Origin of the sequence: Streptomyces sp. NPDC006610 (assembly GCF_040611575.1) — a bacterium.
Lineage (GTDB): Bacteria > Actinomycetota > Actinomycetes > Streptomycetales > Streptomycetaceae > Streptomyces.
The window spans coordinates 33,866-50,341 of record NZ_JBEXOP010000049.1; the positions used below are offsets into that span (position 1 = coordinate 33,866).

Sequence of the window (16,476 nt, forward strand, 5' to 3'; positions counted from 1 at the left end):
ATGGTGCATCAGCAGAGGTCACGGGCGAGCCTGTCACCGTCCAGTGACACAGAAGACATCGTCCGGCTGCTCGCCCCGCGTCTGGCCCACTTCGCCGGCGTCGCCCGCACCGAGCACGTCACCCGCGCCGCGCAGGAGATGAACGTCCCGCAGTCGACGCTGTCCCGTGCGATGGTCCGCCTCGAACAGGACCTCGGCGTCGACCTGTTCGCCCGCCGCGGCCGGACCGTCGCCCTCACCACCGCCGGGCGCACGTTCCTCGCCTCCGTCGAACGCGCCCTCGCCGAGATCGAACGGGCCGCCGAGGAGGTGCGCGCCGACGCCGACCCGGCCACCGGCAAGGTCGCCTTCGGGTTCCTGCACACCATGGGCGCCGAGACCGTGCCCGGTCTGATCCACGCCTTCCGCGCCGACCATCCGCGGGTCCGCTTCAGCCTGGTCCAGAACTACGGCGAGGCGATGCTGGAGCGGCTGCGCGCGGGCGACCTCGACCTCTGTCTGACCTCGCCCGTCCCGGACGCGCCCGACCTCGTCGCCCGCCGCCTCGACGAGCAGAAGCTGCGCCTGGTCGTGCCGGCCGACCACCGGCTGGCCGGCCGCCGCCGGGTGCGCCTGGCCGAGGCCGCCGACGAGGCCTTCGTGACCCTGGAGCCCGGCTACGGGCTGCGCCGCATCACCGACGACCTGTGCAAGGAGGCCGGATTCAAGCCGCGGGTCGCCTTCGAGGGCGAGGAGGCGGAGACCCTGCGGGGCCTGGTGGCCGCGGGCCTGGGCGTGGCCCTGCTGCCGCCGCCGGCGGTACCCCGGCCGGGGGTGGTGGAGCTGACGGTCACGGCCCCCAGGGCGGCCCGGGAGATCGGCGTGGCCTGGCTGGCGGGCCACCCGGACACGCCGCCGGTGGCCGCCTTCAAACGGTTCCTGCTGTCCAGGAAGGGCGCCCTGCTGGCGACGTGAGGCGGACGGGCCACCGCGGACGGGGTGCCGCCGGGCGGGCCCACCGCGGACGGGCTGCCGCCGGATGGGCCCACCGCGGACGGGCTACCGGCGCAGCGACTTCCCGAACCCGGAAGCGAGCGGCATCCGCAGCCCCAGCGGCGGCGGCGCGGCCAGCGCGTCCTCCACGGGCCGGGAGAACGCCCGCCCGAACAGCGCGCCCATCACGAAGTCCTCCGCCAGCGCCAGCACTTCGTCCCGGTGCTGGTGCAACCCGTGCCGGTCCGAGTGCACTTCGAACCGGCACACGTTCCGGTTCGCCTTCTTCGCGCGGGCCGCCAGCCGGAACGACAGCTCCGGGTCCGTGCGCTCGTCGTTGGTGCCGTGCACGATCAGCACCTGCCGCCCGGCGAGCTGCTTCACCGGCTCGGGCGGCGCCGCCATGTCGTCCTCCGGCAGCCAAGGGGCGAGCGCCAGGACGGAGTTGACGGCGTCGTGGCCGCCCGCGCGCAGTGCCGCCCGGCCGCCCATGTCGTAGCCGGCGAGGCACACGGGCACGTCGCCGTAGCGCCGTACCGCCTCGTCGGCGGCCCAGCGGGCGTCGTGCGCCAGATGCGCCTCGCTGCCGTTCCAGCCGCGGTAGCGGTAGTGGACGAGGTGCGCCGCGAGTCCCTCGTCGCGTGCCGCGCGTACCAACCGGCGGCCCAACTGCCGTACATGCGACGTCCCGAGCAGCGGGGAGGGCCTGCGGGCGGAGACCTCGTCGCCGGCCGGGAGCAGCAGCACCACCCCGCTGACCGCCGTCGGCTCCGGGCCGAGCGCCCTCCCCAGCCGGGCCGTGCGGACCGGCGTCGCTTGCTGTGCCATGACAGAACAGTGTCAGAAGCACCGGTGTACGCCACCCTTCCGCACGGTCACCGTTACGTATCGGCCGTTTCGTACAGCGGGCGATCTACGCGCGTAGGAGTTAGAGTGCGGAAATGACGAGCCAGACTGAGCGGACGGGGAACACCCCGAGCCCGGACCAGATCCGCCGGGCGCCCAAGGTTCTGCTGCACGACCATCTCGACGGCGGGCTGCGCCCCGCCACGGTCGTCGACCTCGCCCGCGCCGCGGGCTACCCCCGCCTCCCCGAGACCGACCCGGAGAAGCTCGGCGTCTGGTTCCGCGAGGCCGCCGACTCCGGCTCCCTGGAGCGGTACCTGGAAACCTTCTCGCACACCGTCGGCGTCATGCAGACCCGCGAGGCGCTCGTCCGGGTCGCCGCCGAGTGCGCCGAGGACCTCGCCGCGGACGGCGTCGTCTACGCCGAGGTGCGCTACGCCCCCGAGCAGCACCTCGAGGGCGGGCTGACCCTGGAGGAGGTCGTCGAAGCCGTCAACGAGGGCTTCCGGCAGGGCGAGCGCAACGCCCGTGAAGCCGGGCACCGCATCCGCGTCGGCGCGCTGCTGACCGCCATGCGGCACGCGGCCCGCGCCCTGGAGATCGCCGAACTCGCCAACCGCCACCGGGACCTCGGTGTCGTCGGCTTCGACATCGCGGGCGCCGAGGCCGGCTACCCGCCCACCCGGCACCTCGACGCCTTCGAGTACCTCAAGCGGGAGAACAACCACTTCACCATCCACGCCGGCGAGGCCTTCGGGCTGCCGTCCATCTGGCAGGCCCTCCAGTGGTGCGGCGCCGACCGGCTCGGGCACGGGGTGCGCATCATCGACGACATCGAGGTCGCCGAGGACGGCACCGTGCGGCTCGGCCGGCTCGCGAGCTACGTCCGCGACAAGCGCATCCCGCTGGAGCTGTGCCCCAGCTCCAACCTCCAGACGGGCGCCGCCGGCTCCTACGCCGAGCACCCGATCGGGCTGCTGCGCCGGCTGCACTTCCGGGCCACGGTCAACACCGACAACCGGCTGATGTCCGGCACCAGCATGAGCCGGGAATTCGAGCACCTTGTCGAGGCATTCGGTTACACGCTCGACGACATGCAATGGTTCTCCGTCAATGCTATGAAGTCAGCATTCATTCCTTTCGATGAACGACTGGCCATGATCAACGATGTCATCAAGCCCGGTTATGCCGAGCTGAAATCCGAATGGCTGTTCCAGCAGACCGCCTCCACCAGGGGTTCTGTGTCCTCGTAGCGGTGACCGCCGGTTGACCGGGAACGGGGAGCGGGGTGCGTGTTCACAGGGCGTCCGCATTTCGGTGTTTGCGGCAGGGGCGTCCGCGTGTTTACGTTCATGGAATTGTCCCCGCCATCCCCGCTGTCCCGCTTTCCCCGTCATACCGTTCGAGTCAGTCAAGGACGCAATTCATCATGAAGCAGTCTGCTGCCAAGACCCTCGGCGTCGCCGCTCTCGGCGCCGCCTTCGCCGCCGCCGGTGCCGGTGCCGCCCACGCCACTCCCGCCCTGCCCGCGGTCCCCGTCGGCCCGGCCCTCGGCGCCGTGTCCCAGCTGCCGACCGAGAACCTGAGCCAGCCGGTGCAGGGCGCCGACCGGGCGCTGGCCAAGGGTGAGGGAGCGGTCACCACCGGGCTGAACGCCGCCGAGCCGGCCGCCGAGCGGCTGCTCGCCGGCGGGGCCGCCGGCGCGCCCGGCGGTCTCCTCGGCGGCCTGCCCACGAACGGGCTGCCGGTGCAGGGTCTGCCCACGCAGGGCCTGCCGGTGAACGGCATGACCCTCTGACGCCCGCACCCCGCACCTCACACCGATGGGGCGCACCCCTCGCCGGCACGAGGGGTGCGCCCCATCGGCGCGTGCGCGGCACGACGGCCCGCGCGTGCCTCGCGGGACGATGCGCGCATCCGCCGCGGCGACGGTCCGCGCATCCCCCGTGCGACGGTCACCAGGCCGTGCGCGTCTTCCCCTCCGAGGGCAGCAGGATCCACAGGGCTATGTACAGCAGTACCTGCGGACCCGGCAGCAGGCAGGAGAGCAGGAAGATCACCCGCATCGTGGTCGCGGAGGTGCCGAAGCGCCCTGCCAGCGCTGCGCACACTCCGCCGATCATCCGGCCGTTCGTGGGGCGGGCAAGGCGGGACATGTGCGGCTCCTTCGTGCCTGTACGGCGTCCGTCCGAGGCGCCCGGGTGGCTGCCTCGTCACCGTCCACGTTACGGAGACGAAGGGGGCAAAGCATCACTCCAAGGGGCGATCCCGACCCTGGGAATCGTCGGGGTGCGACCCTGAGCCGTGTCCTGCCGCTCGGGCTCCGCGGGCCGTCGCGCCTCCGCCCGGCGACGCAGCCGGCGTCGCGCGGCCGGCACCAGCGCGAGATGGGCGAGCGCCACGCCCGCCGTGTTCAGCAGCAGCGAGTCGACGTCCAGGACCTGCCCGGGCACATCCGTCTGGAGCAGTTCGATGCCCAACGAGAGCAGCGCTCCCGCGGCGACCGTGCGGGCCAGCGACCCGAGCGGCGAGACGGCCACCTTGCCGCCCGCCAGCGGGAGCAGCACACCGAGCGGCGCCAGCAGCGCGAGCCCCGCGCCGATGCGCCGGGCCGCCTCGGGCCAGCCCAGCGCCAGATCCGCTCGGATGCCGGCGAAGGGCCGGAGGTTGGCGGGCACGACCCACGGCACATCCAGCGGACGCAGCGTGAGCCAGGCGACGAACGCGAGGTGCGCGACGAGGAGGACACCCCCCGTCGCCCGTATGCGGATCGCGGTGTTGCCGCCCACGGAGCCTTCACGCTGCACGCCCCCCAAGACGCGGCGCCCGGCACGATCGGTTCCGGACCGGGCCCGCTGCCTTCCTGAGTCCTGCGCCACACCCGCCCCGGCAGACCGTCACGCCCGCCCCGGCGGCCCCTCAGCCGGCCCGGGCCTCCGACGACGGCGGCGCCGCGCTGCCCGGCCGGGAGCGGACGGCGTCCGTGCACTCGTAGCGGTTCGGCCGGGCGTCGCCCGGACCGCCCAGGATGACCGAGCCGTCGCCCTCGGCCGCGGCCGAGTCGGAGAAGGTGCAGACGACCTGCGCGAGGGCGTACGGGGTGAGGTCGCCCGGCGCGGTGCTCAGCCGCAGGGTGTCCTCGGGGTCCCGGGGGCGCGGCCCGGTCACCGTCGTGCCGCCGGGCACCACTGTGGAGTACCCGGCCTGCTTCTCGGCGGCCGAGGGCGTCCTCGCCAGCTCGTCCAGCAGCCCCTGCGCCACCAGCACCCGCCGCTCGGAGTCCTCCTCGCCCTCGGGCACGCGCAGCACCCGGTCGACGGTCACCAGCGACGCGCCGCACAGCAGGAACACCTGCACCGGCATCCCGCGCGACGACTGGGTGGCGACGTCCGCCCCGGTGAGGGAGCAGTGCACCCGCGAGGGCGCCGGCCCGAAGTCCGTCGGCACCTCGGTCGGCCGGATCCCGCAGCCGGCCAGCACCCCGGCCAGCAGCGGCAGCGCGAGCAGACGGCGTACGTTCATCGGGCGTCCCCCCGCTCGCCGTTCTCCCCCTCGTCCGCGGCGCCGTCGGAGTCCGCCCGCGCGAGGTCCGAGCCGTCCTGCGGCAGCCGCAGCGTGAACACCGCCCCGCCCTCGGGGGAATTGGCGGCCGTGATGGCGCCGCCGTGGATGTGCGCGTTCTCCAGGGCGATGGACAGGCCGAGCCCGCTGCCCTCGGAGCGCGGCCGGGAGGCGCTCGCCTTGTAGAACCGGTCGAACACGTGCGGCAGGACGTCCTCCGGGATGCCCGGACCGTGGTCGCGCACCGCGATGACGACCTCCTGCCCCTCCTCCCGCACCGACACCCGCACCGGGGAACCGCCGTGCTTGAGCGCGTTGCCGATCAGGTTGGCCATGATCACGTCGAGCCGGCGCGGGTCCAGCCGGGCGTGGATGCCGCGCTCGGCGTCGAGGTCCACGGCGTCCAGCCAGGCGCGCGCGTCGATGCAGGCGGTGATCTGGTCGACCACGTCGACGTCGTCCAGCACCAGCCGGGCGGTGCCCGCGTCGAAGCGGGTGACCTCCATCAGGTTCTCGACCAGGTCGTTCAGCCGCCGGGTCTCGCTCACCACCAGCCGTACCGCGGGCTCGATCATCGGGTCGATGCCGCCCGCCTCGGAGTCCAGTTCCTCCTCCAGCACCTCGGTGACGGCGGTGATGGCGGTGAGCGGCGTGCGCAGTTCGTGGCTCATGTCCGCGACGAACCGGCGCGAGGCGTCCTCGCGCGCGGCCATGTCCGCCACCCGCTTCTCCAGCGCCTCCGCGGCACGGTTGAACGTCCGTGACAGATCGGCCAGTTCGTCGGTGCCCGACACCCTCAGCCGGGTGTCCAGCCGTCCCTCCCCGAGCCGCCGCGCCGCTATCCCCAGCCGGTGCACGGGCTTGAGCACGGTCGTCGCGGCGGCCTGCGCGAGCAGCGCCGAGCCGATCAGCGCGAGCGCGGTGGCGATCCCCAGCGACCAGGCCAGCGAGTTGAGGTCCTTGGCCTCCGGCTCCAGCGACTTGAGCATGTAACCGGTCGGCCCGCCTCCGATCACCCGCGTCCCCGCCACCAGATAGGGGGTCCCGTCGTCGACCTTGCGCTGCCAGTACAGGTGGTACGGCGAGGAGTTGCCCTTGGTGAGCGACTGCTCCCTGTTCACCGCCCTGCGCAGCGACTCGGGCACGTCCGTCAGCGCGAAGCCGCCGAGCCCGCCCGAACTGCCGTACACCGTCCTGCCGTCGGCGTCCCTGGCCACGAGCAGCACGCTGAAGCGCCCGCCGCTGTCGGCCATCTGGCTCGCCGTGCGCTGGAGTTCGTCCTGCCCCGGATGCTCGGGCAGCGTGCCGGCGCGGTTCTGCATCTCCTGCTCGAAGTCGCGCAGCACCGCGTCCTGGGTGCGTGTCAGCACGGCCTCGCGGTTGAGCCAGTACGCGATCCCCGACGCGGAGACCGCGGCGGTCAGCGCCACCAGGCCGAACACGACGACCAGACGCAGCCGCAGGCTGGTGAAGCGCAGCCGTGACCAGAACCCCTTGCGCGCCGCGGCCCAGCCGCGGAGTCCCCCTTGCCCGTTCGTCACTGAGGCGGATCCAGCCGGTAGCCCACGCCCCGCACGGTGCGGATCAGTGTCGGGGACGACGGAACGTCCTCGACCTTGGCGCGCAGCCGCTGTACGCAGGCGTCCACCAGCCGCGAGTCGCCGAGGTAGTCGTGCTCCCACACCAGCCGCAGCAACTGCTGCCGGGACAGCGCCTGACCGGGCCGCCGGCTCAGCTCCAGCAGCAGCCGCAGCTCGGTCGGGGTCAGCTGGAGGTCCTCGCCGTTCTTCGTCACCGTCATCGCGGCCCGGTCGATGACCAGGCCGCCGAAGGTCGCGGCGTCGTTCGCCTCCCGCTCGCCGCGCCGCAGCACGGCCCGGATCCGGGCGTCCAGCACCCGGCCCTGCACCGGTTTGACGACGTAGTCGTCCGCCCCGGACTCCAGGCCGACCACGACGTCGATGTCGTCGCTGCGCGCGGTCAGCAGGATGATCGGCAGCTGGTCGGTGCGCCGGATGCGGCGGCACACCTCGAAACCGTCGATGCCGGGCAGCATCACATCCAGCACGATCAGATCCGGCCGCTGCTCGCGCAGCAACTGCAGACCGTCCTCTCCGCTGGCAGCGGTCGCCACGCGGTGTCCCTGGCGCGTCAGTGAGAGCTCCAGGGCCGTGCGGATGGCGTCGTCGTCCTCGATCAGCAACAGGGAAGGCACGGGCTCATTCTGGCCCATGGCGGGGTCGCGTTTCGACACTCGGGCGACTGCGTAGCCGTACCGCTCTCCTCCGTGACGAACCGGCGGCTCTTCCCGGCGCCCGGCCGCTGTGACAGGTCTGTGACAGTCGGCGGACACGGCCATGAAGTGGCGGCGGCAGAGTTCTGTGCACGGGCCGGGAAGCAGGGCCCGGGCAAGGAACGACAAGCAGGCCGGACACCGGCAAGTCCACGACGGGGGGCGCGAGATGAACACGCTGCACGGCAACAGCACCAGCGCAGTGGTCACGCGTCTGCACGACGTGCACACGCAGCGGGGATCGGAGAAGTCCGGTGCAGTGAGCGGGCGGGGGTGCGCTCGCGGCACCGGGCGTCAGCACACCGTCTACATGACGGTGGTTGACGGTCTGGCGGGGGAGGCTCACGGGGGAGCCGCGTACGGGGAGGACCAGGGGGAGCGGCGCTCCCTGACGGAGGCGGAGTTCACCGCCTACGTCCGGGAGCGCCGCGCCTCCCTGTACGCCACCGCCTACCACCTCACCGGCGACCGCTTCGAGGCCGAGGACCTGCTGCAGAGCGCGCTGTTCTCGACGTACCGGGCCTGGGACCGGATCAGCGACAAGGCCGCGGTCGGCGGATACCTCCGCCGCACCATGACGAACCTGCACATCAGCGCCTGGCGGCGGCGCAAGCTCAACGAGTACCCGACCGAGGAGCTGCCGGAGACGGCCGGCGACACGGACGCGATGCGCGGCACCGAGCTGCGCGCGGTCCTGTGGCAGGCGCTGGCCCGGCTGCCCGAACTCCAGCGCACGATGCTGGTCCTGCGCTACTACGAGGGCCGCACCGACCCGGAGATCGCGGACATCCTCGACATCAGTGTCGGCACGGTGAAGTCCAGCATCTGGCGGTCGCTCCGCCGGCTGCGCGAGGACGAGGTCCTCAGCTTCGGCCGTGACGAGCAGCACGCCTTCGGCGAACTGGTCGCCTGAAGGTCGGTGGGGGGCGGACTCCCGGAAATTTCTTCGGCCCGGGGTGTATCACGGGCCGGGGCCGGGGGTCTGCATGACAGGAACCTCTTCGGGGGTGCCTGACGCAAGGGGTCCCGGGGGGATCACGGGGGAAGCACGGGGGACGGGACCACGGGGGATACGGGGGACCCGATACCCAACGGGGGAACACGGGGGTAACGGGGGAAAACGGGGGGAGCACCGCGAAGCGGGGCTGGAGGGCCGGGGGGTCCTTCCGGTCCCGCTTTCGTGTGCGGACCATGTGTGCGGAACCCACGTGCGCGGACCACCCACCCGGATCGAACCTGGGCGGGTCGCGTGCGCGCCTGCCCGGCTACGACTGGACCGGCGACCGGACGGGCGTGCGCGCGCTCGCGCGGCGGCCCGCCGCGGCGGCGGCCAGCCGGCCCATCGCCTCGTCCCGGTCGCAGGCGTACGCGCCCAGCGCGGTCTGGTGGGCGACGATCGAGCGCTCGGCCCGCATCAGGCGCCAGCCGCGGCGCAGCAGGAACGGCACCGACTTGCGGCCCTCGCGCAGGTCCCGCACGAAGCGGCGGCGGAAGGTGCGCACCGGCCCCCGGCTCAGGCACAGCGCGTCGGCCAGCACGCCCAGTTCCCGGCAGCGGGCGACGATCTCGGCGGCGAAGATGCCCTCCGCGATGAACAGCGGGGTGCGGCCGATGTCGACGGTGTCCTCGCCGGTGCGGGCGCTGCGGGAGAGGTCGTAGACGGGAACGGGAGTACGACCCGTTCGGCACAGTCGTTCGATCGCGGCGACGGCCTCGTCCGCGTCCCACGAACCGGGGTGGTCCCAGTCGATGTCCGGGCTCCCCTCCACCAGGGGCAGCGTCGGGTCGTCGCCCTCCTTGTAGAAGTCGTCGAGCCGCAGGACCGGGAGGCCGGAGCGGGCCGACAGGAGGGACTTGCCGGAGCCGGACGGACCGCACAGCAGCACGACGCGGGCGGTCATCGGTGGTTGGGAACTCACGGGACACCAGTGTGCGGCATGGAACGGCCCTCGAACGACCCTGCGGGTCGGCTTTGATGCGGGAGTCACACCTCAATTACCCTTCGTGTCTGACCGGTTACCCGGCGCAGTACGACAAGCACAGCAGAAGGTGGCAGAGATGGCCCGAACCCCGTTCTCCAAGAAGCCGATCGTCCAGCGCGCCCTGGTCGTCCTCGCGACCGTCGGCGTGGCCCTGGGGGCGGGCGCGACGACGGCCTCGGCGGCCTCGCCCGACGCCCAGCCCGCGCCCCTGGGCGACCTCGACGCCCAGAGCGGGCCGGAGCCCCAGACCGGCCCGCTCGGCCACGCAGTCGCCCCGGTGGTCGGCCTCAAGCCCAACCCGCTGGCCGGCACGGGCGTGGACCCGCTGGACAACGGCGTCGGCACCCAGGTCGCCGACTTCCGGCCGGTGTCGTCCCAGGACGTGACCCGGCCGGTGGCGCAGGCTCCGTCGGTGGGGGCGATTCCCGTGGTGGGGGAGGCGGCGCGGCTGCTGACGCCGGGCCGGGGGTGACGGCGGCGCGGGCCGCGGCTCCCCCGGACGGAGGGGAAGCGCGGCCCGCGGGGTGCGGCGCCCGGTGGACCCGGCCGTCAGTAGGCGGAGCCGGACGCGCCCAGGGAGCCCGTCGGGTGCCAGACGGTCTTGGTCTCCAGGAACGCCGTCATGCGGTCGGTGCCCGGGGTCGCCGCCCAGTCGTCCACAGGCTGTGGACGCAGAACGCGCTTGAGGTTGTCCGCCGCGGCGATCTCCAGTTCCTTCGCCAGCGTCTCGTCGGCGCCCGCGAGGTCGATGGCGTTGACGTCCTGGTGGGCGGCGAGCGGCGCCGCGATCTCCGCCGTACGCCCGGACAGGACGTTGACGACCCCGCCGGGGACGTCGGAGGTGGCGAGAACCTCGCCGAGGGACAGCGCCGGGAGCGGGGCCCGCTCGCTCGCCACCACGACCGCCGTGTTGCCGGTCGCGATCACCGGGGCCAGCACCGAGACCAGGCCGAGGAACGACGACTCCTGCGGGGCCAGGACGGCGACCACGCCCGTCGGCTCCGGCGAGGAGAGGTTGAAGAACGGACCCGCGACCGGGTTGCCGCCGCCGACCACCTGGGCGATCTTGTCGGTCCAGCCCGCGTACCAGACCCAGCGGTCGACGGCCGCCTCCACCTGCTCGGCGGCCTTCGACTTCGACAGGCCCTCCGCGTCGGCGACCTCGTGCACGAACTGCCCCCGGCGGCCCTCCAGCATCTCCGCGACGCGGTAGAGGACCTGGCCGCGGTTGTACGCCGTCGCCCCGGACCAGCCGCCGAACGCCTTGCGGGCGGCGACCACCGCGTCACGGGCGTCCTTGCGGGAGGAGAGGGGCGCGTTCGCCAGCCACTTGCCCTTTGCGTCGGTCACCTCGTACACCCGGCCGCTCTCGGAACGCGGGAACTTCCCGCCGACGTACAGCTTGTAGGTCTTGAAGACGCTCAAACGGTCAGACATCGAGGTACGCCTCCAGGCCGTGGCGGCCGCCCTCGCGGCCGAAGCCCGACTCCTTGTAGCCGCCGAACGGCGAGGTCGGGTCGAACTTGTTGAACGTGTTGGACCAGACGACGCCGGCGCGGAGCTTGTTCGCGACCGCGAGGATGCGCGAGCCCTTCTCCGTCCAGATGCCCGCCGACAGGCCGTACGGGGTGTTGTTGGCCTTGGCCACGGCCTCGTCCGGCGTGCGGAAGGTGAGGACCGACAGGACCGGGCCGAAGATCTCGTCACGGGCGATCGTGTGCGCCTGGGTGACGCCCGTGAACAGCGTCGGGGCGAACCAGTAGCCGTTCTCCGGCAGTTCGCAGGCGGGCGACCAGCGCTCGGCGCCCTCCGCCTCGCCGCGCTCCACCAGTGACGTGATCCGCGAGAGCTGCTCGGCGGAGTTGATCGCGCCGATGTCCGTGTTCTTGTCCAGCGGGTCGCCCAGGCGCAGGGTGGACAGCCGGCGCTTGAGGGAGTGCAGCAGTTCGTCCTGGACCGACTCCTGGACCAGGAGGCGGGAGCCCGCGCAGCAGACCTGGCCCTGGTTGAAGAAGATGCCGTTGACGATGCCCTCGACGGCCTGGTCGATGGGGGCGTCGTCGAAGACGATGTTGGCGCCCTTGCCGCCCAGCTCCAGGGTGAGCTTCTTGCGGGTGCCCGCGACCGTCCGCGCGATCTCCTTGCCAACCGCGGTGGAGCCGGTGAAGGCGACCTTGTTCACGTCCGGGTGGGCGACCAGCGCGGCGCCCGCGTCGCCGTAGCCGGGAAGGATGTTGACGACGCCCCGGGGCAGGCCCGCCTGGCGGCAGACGTCCGCGAAGAACAGGGCGGACAGCGGGGTCGTCTCGGCGGGCTTGAGGACGACCGTGTTGCCGGTCGCCAGGGCCGGGGCGATCTTCCAGGCCAGCATCAGCAGCGGGAAGTTCCAGGGGATGACCTGGCCGGCGACGCCGAGGGGGCGCGGGGCCGCGCCGCTGTGCCCATGCGTCGTCCCCCGGCCGAACCCTGCGTGCTCCAGCTTGTCCGCCCAGCCCGCGTAGTAGAAGAAGTGCGCGGCGACCAGCGGCAGGTCGGTGTCGCGGGTCTCCCGGATCGGCTTGCCGTTGTCCAGGGTCTCCAGGACGGCCAGCTCGCGGCTGCGCTCCTGGATGATCCGGGCGATGCGGAAGAGGTACTTGGCGCGCTCGGAGCCGGGCAGCGCCGACCACTTCTCGAACGCCTTGCGGGCGGCCTTCACCGCGCGGTCCACGTCCTCGGCGCCCGCCTGGGCGACCTCGGAGAGCACCTCCTCGGTGGCCGGGGAGACCGTCTTGAAGACCTTGCCGTCGGCGGCCTCGACGAACTCGCCGTCGATGAACAGCCCGTACGAGGGCGCGATGTCGACGACCGCGCGGGACTCCGGGGCGGGTGCGTACTCGAATGCGGATGCCATGGTGATCAGTCCACCGTCACGTAGTCGGGGCCGGAGTAGCGGCCGGTGGCCAGCTTCTGGCGCTGCATCAGCAGGTCGTTGAGCAGGCTGGACGCGCCGAACCGGAACCAGTGGTTGTCCAGCCAGTCCTCGCCCGCCGTCTCGTTGACCAGGACCAGGAACTTGATCGCGTCCTTGGTGGTCCGGATGCCGCCGGCCGGCTTCACACCGACCTGGACGCCGGTCTGGGCGCGGAAGTCGCGCACCGCCTCCAGCATGAGCAGGGTGTTCGCCGGGGTCGCGTTGACGGCGACCTTGCCGGTGGACGTCTTGATGAAGTCCGCCCCGGCGAGCATGCCGAGCCAGCTCGCCCGGCGGATGTTGTCGTACGTCGACAGCTCGCCCGTCTCGAAGATGACCTTCAAGCGGGCGAAGTCGCCGCAGGCCTCCTTCACGGCGGCGATCTCGTCGTACACCTTCAGGTACCGGCCCGCGAGGAAGGCGCCGCGGTCGATGACCATGTCGATCTCGTCGGCGCCGGCGGCGACGGCCTCGCGGACGTCCGCCAGCTTCACGGCGAGCGGGGCGCGGCCGGCCGGGAAGGCGGTGGCGACGGAGGCGACCTTGACGTCGGAGCCGGCGACGGCCTCCTTCGCGTACGGCACCATGTCGGGGTAGACGCAGACGGCCGCCGTCGCGGGCGTCGTACGGTCCGTCGGGTCGGGGCGGACCGCCTTGGCGCCGAGCGCCCGGACCTTGCCCGGGGTGTCCGCGCCTTCCAGCGTCGTCAGGTCGACCATCGAGATGGCGAGGTCGATGGCGTACGCCTTCGCGGTGGTCTTGATGGAACGGGTGCCGAGCGAGGCGGCGCGCGCCTCCAGGCCGACCGCGTCGACGCCGGGCAGCCCGTGGAGGAAGCGGCGCAGCGTGCTCTCGTTGGCCGCCACGTCCGCGAGGGGGTGCGCGGAGGGTGTATGAGTGGGCATGGTCACCAGACGAGCATATCTACGCGCGTAGCGGCTGTACAGCCCTCGGACCGGGGGCGCTCCGCTCCGCGGGCGGGGGCGTCGGGCAGAATCGGGGGCATGACGAGCCCCGACCACAATTCCCCAGCGCAGCGGCCCCCGGCCCCCACGACCCGGGACCGGATCTACCGGTCGCCCATGGGTCTCGTCGGCGGCGCCCTGCTGCTCGGCCTCGGCGGCTGGCTGGGCGTCGACGCGATCGTGCGGGGGGAGGGGCGGACGCCGCTGCTGTCGGTCGCGGTGCTGCTGCTCGGGGTGCCGCTGGTGGTCGCCTTCACCCTGCGGCCCGCGGTGTTCGCCGGGGAGGACCGGCTGAAGGTGCGCAATCCCTTCCGGGTGATCCTGCTGCCGTGGGGCGAGGTGGTCTCGGTGCGGTCCGGTTACTCCAACGAGGTCGTCGACAAGGCGGGCGTGAAGTACCAGCTGTGGGCCATTCCGGTGTCGCTGCGGGCGCGCAAGCGGGCGGCTCGGCGGGAGGAGCGGCGCCTGGCCGGCGACGCGGGGCGGCGGCGGGGCGGCTTCGACGTGTTCGGCGGGGGCGTCGGAGCGGTCGGGCCGGAGGCCGATGGGCCCGTCCGGTCGGAGAGCGACCAGATCATCCATGACCTTCGTCAGACGCTGGAGGCGCGGGAGAAGGCGGCGACCGCGCAGGGCGAGGTCAGGGTGCGGTGGGCCTATGAGGTGCTGGTGCCGGCGGGGGTGGGGGCTGTGATGCTGGCGGTTGTGCTGTTGATGGGGTGACCGGTGGCGGCTGGGGCGCCGGGGTCGTCGAGTTCCGGTGGTGCTCGGCCGTGCGCGGTTCCTCGCGCCCCTGGAGGGCGTGATGGCTCGCCGGGGGTGCCGAGCCCCGGCGTCGCTCCGCCGTGCGCGGGTCCCCGCGCCCTCGGGTGCTGCAGGGGCCTGGCGCCGGGTGGGGGCCGGCGCCAGGGGGATGGGGCGAGGGTGGCCGGCTGCTTCGGGCCGGGGTGCGGGTGTGAGGGCCGCTGTTGCGGGGCGGGACGCGGGTGGCGTCAGAGGCCCGCTGCCGCCGACAGGTCCTGCTTGAGTGCCGTCAGGAGCTGGGTCGCCCTCTTCCGGGCCTCCGGGAGCGCCTCCCTCGACGGGACCGGGACCACTGCCTCCAGGTAGCACTTCAGCTTCGGCTCCGTGCCGCTCGGGCGGACGATCACCCTCGCGCCGTCCAGCGTGTAGCGCAGGCCGTCCGTGGGCGGCAGTGTCCCCGCCCCCCGCGTCAGGTCCTCGGCGAGGGTGACGGGCAGGCCCGCCAGCCGGGTCGGCGGGTGCTCGCGGAGGGTGCGCATCGCCGTGGCGATGACCGACAGGTCCTCCACCCGGACCGACAGCTGGTCCGTCGCGTGCAGGCCGTGCTCCAGCGCCAGGTCGTCCAGCAGGTCCAGGAGCGTGCGGTTCTGCGACTTGAGGACCGACGCCAGTTCCGTGATCAGGAGCGCCGCCGTGATGCCGTCCTTGTCGCGGACGCCCTCCGGGTCCACGCAGTAGCCGAGGGCCTCCTCGTAGCCGTAGCGGAGGTTCTCCACCCTCGCGATCCACTTGAAGCCGGTCAGGGTCTCCTCGTGGCGGAGGTGCGCCTTCTCCGCGATACGGCCGAGGAGGGAGGAGGAGACGATCGACTCCGCGAACGTGCCCGTCACGCCCCGCGCCACCAGGTGGGCGGCCAGCAGCGCGCCCACCTCGTCGCCGCGCAGCATGCGCCAGTCGCCGCCGTCCCTCACCGCGACCGCGCAGCGGTCCGCGTCCGGGTCGTTGGCGATGACCAGGTCCGGGTCCGTCTCCCGCGCCCTGGCGAACGCCAGGTCCATCGCGCCCGGCTCCTCCGGGTTGGGGAACGCCACCGTCGGGAAGTCCGGGTCCGGGTCCGCCTGCTCGGCCACCAGGTCGGGGGGCGGGAAGCCGGCGCGGGCGAACGCCGCGAGGAGGACGTCCCTGCCGACGCCGTGCATCGCCGTGTAGACCGTGCGCGCGGTGCGGGGGGAGCCGGGGGACAGGACCGCGTCCGTGCGCTCCAGGTAGGCCTGGAGGACCGTGTCGTCCAGGGTCTCCCAGCCCGTCTCGGGGCGGGGGACCGTGGTGAGGGTTGTCGTTCCTTCGATCTCTGCCGCGATCTCCGTGTCCGCCGGGGGGACGATCTGGGAGCCGTCGCCCAGGTAGACCTTGTAGCCGTTGTCCCTCGGCGGGTTGTGACTCGCCGTCACCTCCACGCCCGCAACCGCGCCCAGGTGCCTTATCGCGAACGCCAGCACCGGGGTCGGGAGCGGGCGGGGCAGGACCGCCGCCCGCAGGCCCGCGCCCGTCATCACCGACGCCGTGTCCCTCGCGAACTGCGCCGACTTGTGGCGGGCGTCGTAGCCGATCACGACCAGGCCGTCGGCGGCGCCGTGCTTCTTCAGGTACGACGCCAGGCCCGCCGCCGCGCGGATCACCACGGCGCGGTTCATGCGCATCGGGCCCGCGCCCAGTTCGCCGCGCAGGCCGGCCGTGCCGAACTGGAGGGTGCCGCTGAAGCGGGACGCCAGCTCCGGTTCGTCGTCCGTCTCGATGAGACGGGTCAGTTCCTCGCGGGTCTCCGGGTCGGGGTCCTCGGCCAGCCATGCCTGGGCCCGTGCGGTGAGGTCTTCTTGCACGTCTTGGTCCAGCCTCTCGGGTGGGTGGGGGGTTGTGGGTGGTGGGTGGGTTGCGGTTCCTGGCTGCGGTGGGTTCTCGGTTGCGGTTCCTGGCTGCGGTGGTCTGTCGGGGTGGGTTCCCGGTTGCGGGTTCCTGCCTGCGGCGGCCTGTCGGGGTGGGTTCTCGGTTGCGGTGGCGCTGTCGCCGAGTGCCTCGTCGGGGCCGGGCCGGGGGTGTCCGTCCTCGGAACGGCGCGGAATCGGTCTGTTGCAAGAGGTACCCGTGTTGACGCGCCAACCGCTG

Annotated in this window: 17 protein-coding genes; 6 read left to right on the forward strand and 11 right to left on the reverse strand. The window is 72.9% G+C overall.

What is annotated here, in order from left to right:
- On the forward strand, positions 1 to 954 hold the full coding sequence (locus ABZY13_RS29640; RefSeq protein ID WP_356636134.1) for a LysR substrate-binding domain-containing protein: 954 nt from the start codon (positions 1 to 3) through the stop codon (positions 952 to 954).
- Positions 955 to 1,038: 84 nt separating this feature from the next.
- On the opposite strand, the gene ABZY13_RS29645 is transcribed toward ABZY13_RS29640, so the two are convergent.
- Positions 1,039 to 1,800 (reverse strand): alpha/beta hydrolase, encoded by a 762-nt coding sequence (locus ABZY13_RS29645; RefSeq protein ID WP_356636136.1) that lies wholly within the window; start codon positions 1,798 to 1,800, stop codon positions 1,039 to 1,041.
- Between the two features lie 113 nt (positions 1,801 to 1,913).
- Between ABZY13_RS29645 and ABZY13_RS29650 the strand changes: the two genes are divergently transcribed.
- On the forward strand, positions 1,914 to 3,071 hold the full coding sequence (locus ABZY13_RS29650) for an adenosine deaminase (RefSeq protein ID WP_356636138.1): 1,158 nt from the start codon (positions 1,914 to 1,916) through the stop codon (positions 3,069 to 3,071).
- Between the two features lie 176 nt (positions 3,072 to 3,247).
- Positions 3,248 to 3,616, forward strand: a complete 369-nt coding sequence (locus ABZY13_RS29655; RefSeq protein WP_356636140.1) for an ATP-binding protein — start codon at positions 3,248 to 3,250, stop codon at positions 3,614 to 3,616.
- A gap of 157 nt (positions 3,617 to 3,773) precedes the next feature.
- Here ABZY13_RS29655 and ABZY13_RS29660 read toward each other — a convergent pair whose 3' ends face one another.
- The 5 genes from ABZY13_RS29660 to afsQ1 all read right to left on the reverse strand — a co-directional run bounded on the left by ABZY13_RS29660 (position 3,774) and on the right by afsQ1 (position 7,594).
- The gene (locus tag ABZY13_RS29660) at positions 3,774 to 3,974 is read right to left on the reverse strand and encodes a PspC domain-containing protein (protein ID WP_356636142.1); all 201 of its coding nucleotides are present in this window, start codon (positions 3,972 to 3,974) and stop codon (positions 3,774 to 3,776) included.
- Positions 3,975 to 4,043: 69 nt separating this feature from the next.
- On the reverse strand, positions 4,044 to 4,625 hold the full coding sequence (locus ABZY13_RS29665; RefSeq protein WP_356636144.1) for a VanZ family protein: 582 nt from the start codon (positions 4,623 to 4,625) through the stop codon (positions 4,044 to 4,046).
- Positions 4,626 to 4,737: 112 nt separating this feature from the next.
- Positions 4,738 to 5,340, reverse strand: a complete 603-nt coding sequence (locus ABZY13_RS29670) for a hypothetical protein (RefSeq protein WP_356636146.1) — start codon at positions 5,338 to 5,340, stop codon at positions 4,738 to 4,740.
- Positions 5,337 to 6,920 (reverse strand): ATP-binding protein, encoded by a 1,584-nt coding sequence (locus ABZY13_RS29675; RefSeq protein WP_356636148.1) that lies wholly within the window; start codon positions 6,918 to 6,920, stop codon positions 5,337 to 5,339. The genes ABZY13_RS29670 and ABZY13_RS29675 overlap by 4 nt, the downstream gene beginning before the upstream one ends.
- Positions 6,917 to 7,594 carry a two-component system response regulator AfsQ1 gene (gene afsQ1, locus ABZY13_RS29680; protein WP_356636150.1) on the reverse strand — a complete coding sequence of 226 codons (678 nt, stop codon included), beginning with the start codon at positions 7,592 to 7,594 and terminating at the stop codon, positions 6,917 to 6,919. Before afsQ1 ends, ABZY13_RS29675 begins: the two co-directional genes overlap by 4 nt.
- 247 nt (positions 7,595 to 7,841) lie before the next feature.
- Here afsQ1 and ABZY13_RS29685 point away from each other — a divergent pair, with 247 nt between their 5' ends.
- Positions 7,842 to 8,585 (forward strand): SigE family RNA polymerase sigma factor, encoded by a 744-nt coding sequence (locus tag ABZY13_RS29685; RefSeq protein ID WP_356636152.1) that lies wholly within the window; start codon positions 7,842 to 7,844, stop codon positions 8,583 to 8,585.
- A 352-nt stretch (positions 8,586 to 8,937) separates the two neighbouring features.
- On the opposite strand, the gene ABZY13_RS29690 is transcribed toward ABZY13_RS29685, so the two are convergent.
- Positions 8,938 to 9,660, reverse strand: coding sequence for a uridine kinase (locus ABZY13_RS29690; RefSeq protein WP_356636154.1), 723 nt, complete (start codon positions 9,658 to 9,660; stop codon positions 8,938 to 8,940).
- 70 nt (positions 9,661 to 9,730) lie between these two features.
- Between ABZY13_RS29690 and ABZY13_RS29695 the strand changes: the two genes are divergently transcribed.
- A complete protein-coding gene (locus tag ABZY13_RS29695) occupies positions 9,731 to 10,126 on the forward strand; it encodes a hypothetical protein (protein ID WP_356636156.1) in 396 nt (131 codons plus the stop codon).
- Positions 10,127 to 10,203: 77 nt separating this feature from the next.
- Here the strand turns inward: ABZY13_RS29695 and ABZY13_RS29700 are convergent, their stop codons facing one another.
- The 3 genes from ABZY13_RS29700 to deoC are packed head-to-tail and all read right to left on the reverse strand — an operon-like array spanning position 10,204 to position 13,512.
- The gene (locus ABZY13_RS29700) at positions 10,204 to 11,091 is read right to left on the reverse strand and encodes an aldehyde dehydrogenase family protein (RefSeq protein WP_356636158.1); all 888 of its coding nucleotides are present in this window, start codon (positions 11,089 to 11,091) and stop codon (positions 10,204 to 10,206) included.
- Positions 11,084 to 12,547 (reverse strand): aldehyde dehydrogenase family protein, encoded by a 1,464-nt coding sequence (locus ABZY13_RS29705; RefSeq protein WP_356636160.1) that lies wholly within the window; start codon positions 12,545 to 12,547, stop codon positions 11,084 to 11,086. Before ABZY13_RS29705 ends, ABZY13_RS29700 begins: the two co-directional genes overlap by 8 nt.
- Before the next feature lie 5 nt (positions 12,548 to 12,552).
- A complete protein-coding gene (gene deoC / locus ABZY13_RS29710) occupies positions 12,553 to 13,512 on the reverse strand; it encodes a deoxyribose-phosphate aldolase (RefSeq protein WP_356636162.1) in 960 nt (319 codons plus the stop codon).
- A 99-nt stretch (positions 13,513 to 13,611) separates the two neighbouring features.
- Between deoC and ABZY13_RS29715 the strand changes: the two genes are divergently transcribed.
- Positions 13,612 to 14,292: a PH domain-containing protein gene (locus ABZY13_RS29715; RefSeq protein ID WP_356636164.1), complete on the forward strand. Its 681-nt coding sequence runs from the start codon at positions 13,612 to 13,614 to the stop codon at positions 14,290 to 14,292.
- 269 nt (positions 14,293 to 14,561) lie between these two features.
- Here ABZY13_RS29715 and ABZY13_RS29720 read toward each other — a convergent pair whose 3' ends face one another.
- The gene (locus ABZY13_RS29720) at positions 14,562 to 16,193 is read right to left on the reverse strand and encodes a phospho-sugar mutase (RefSeq protein ID WP_356636166.1); all 1,632 of its coding nucleotides are present in this window, start codon (positions 16,191 to 16,193) and stop codon (positions 14,562 to 14,564) included.
- Positions 16,194 to 16,476 lie beyond the last annotated feature (283 nt).

Coding starts and splice junctions, on each gene's coding strand:
- ABZY13_RS29670 (WP_356636146.1), bottom strand. CDS start 5,340: ATGAACGTACGCCGTCTGCTCGCGCTGCCGCTGCTGGCCGGGGTGCTG.
- ABZY13_RS29700 (WP_356636158.1), bottom strand. CDS start 11,091: ATGTCTGACCGTTTGAGCGTCTTCAAGACCTACAAGCTGTACGTCGGC.
- ABZY13_RS29685 (WP_356636152.1), top strand. CDS start 7,842: ATGAACACGCTGCACGGCAACAGCACCAGCGCAGTGGTCACGCGTCTG.
- ABZY13_RS29715 (WP_356636164.1), top strand. CDS start 13,612: ATGACGAGCCCCGACCACAATTCCCCAGCGCAGCGGCCCCCGGCCCCC.
- ABZY13_RS29705 (WP_356636160.1), bottom strand. CDS start 12,547: ATGGCATCCGCATTCGAGTACGCACCCGCCCCGGAGTCCCGCGCGGTC.
- ABZY13_RS29655 (WP_356636140.1), top strand. CDS start 3,248: ATGAAGCAGTCTGCTGCCAAGACCCTCGGCGTCGCCGCTCTCGGCGCC.
- ABZY13_RS29640 (WP_356636134.1), top strand. CDS start 1: ATGGTGCATCAGCAGAGGTCACGGGCGAGCCTGTCACCGTCCAGTGAC.
- ABZY13_RS29645 (WP_356636136.1), bottom strand. CDS start 1,800: ATGGCACAGCAAGCGACGCCGGTCCGCACGGCCCGGCTGGGGAGGGCG.
- deoC (WP_356636162.1), bottom strand. CDS start 13,512: ATGCCCACTCATACACCCTCCGCGCACCCCCTCGCGGACGTGGCGGCC.
- ABZY13_RS29650 (WP_356636138.1), top strand. CDS start 1,914: ATGACGAGCCAGACTGAGCGGACGGGGAACACCCCGAGCCCGGACCAG.
- ABZY13_RS29660 (WP_356636142.1), bottom strand. CDS start 3,974: ATGTCCCGCCTTGCCCGCCCCACGAACGGCCGGATGATCGGCGGAGTG.
- ABZY13_RS29695 (WP_356636156.1), top strand. CDS start 9,731: ATGGCCCGAACCCCGTTCTCCAAGAAGCCGATCGTCCAGCGCGCCCTG.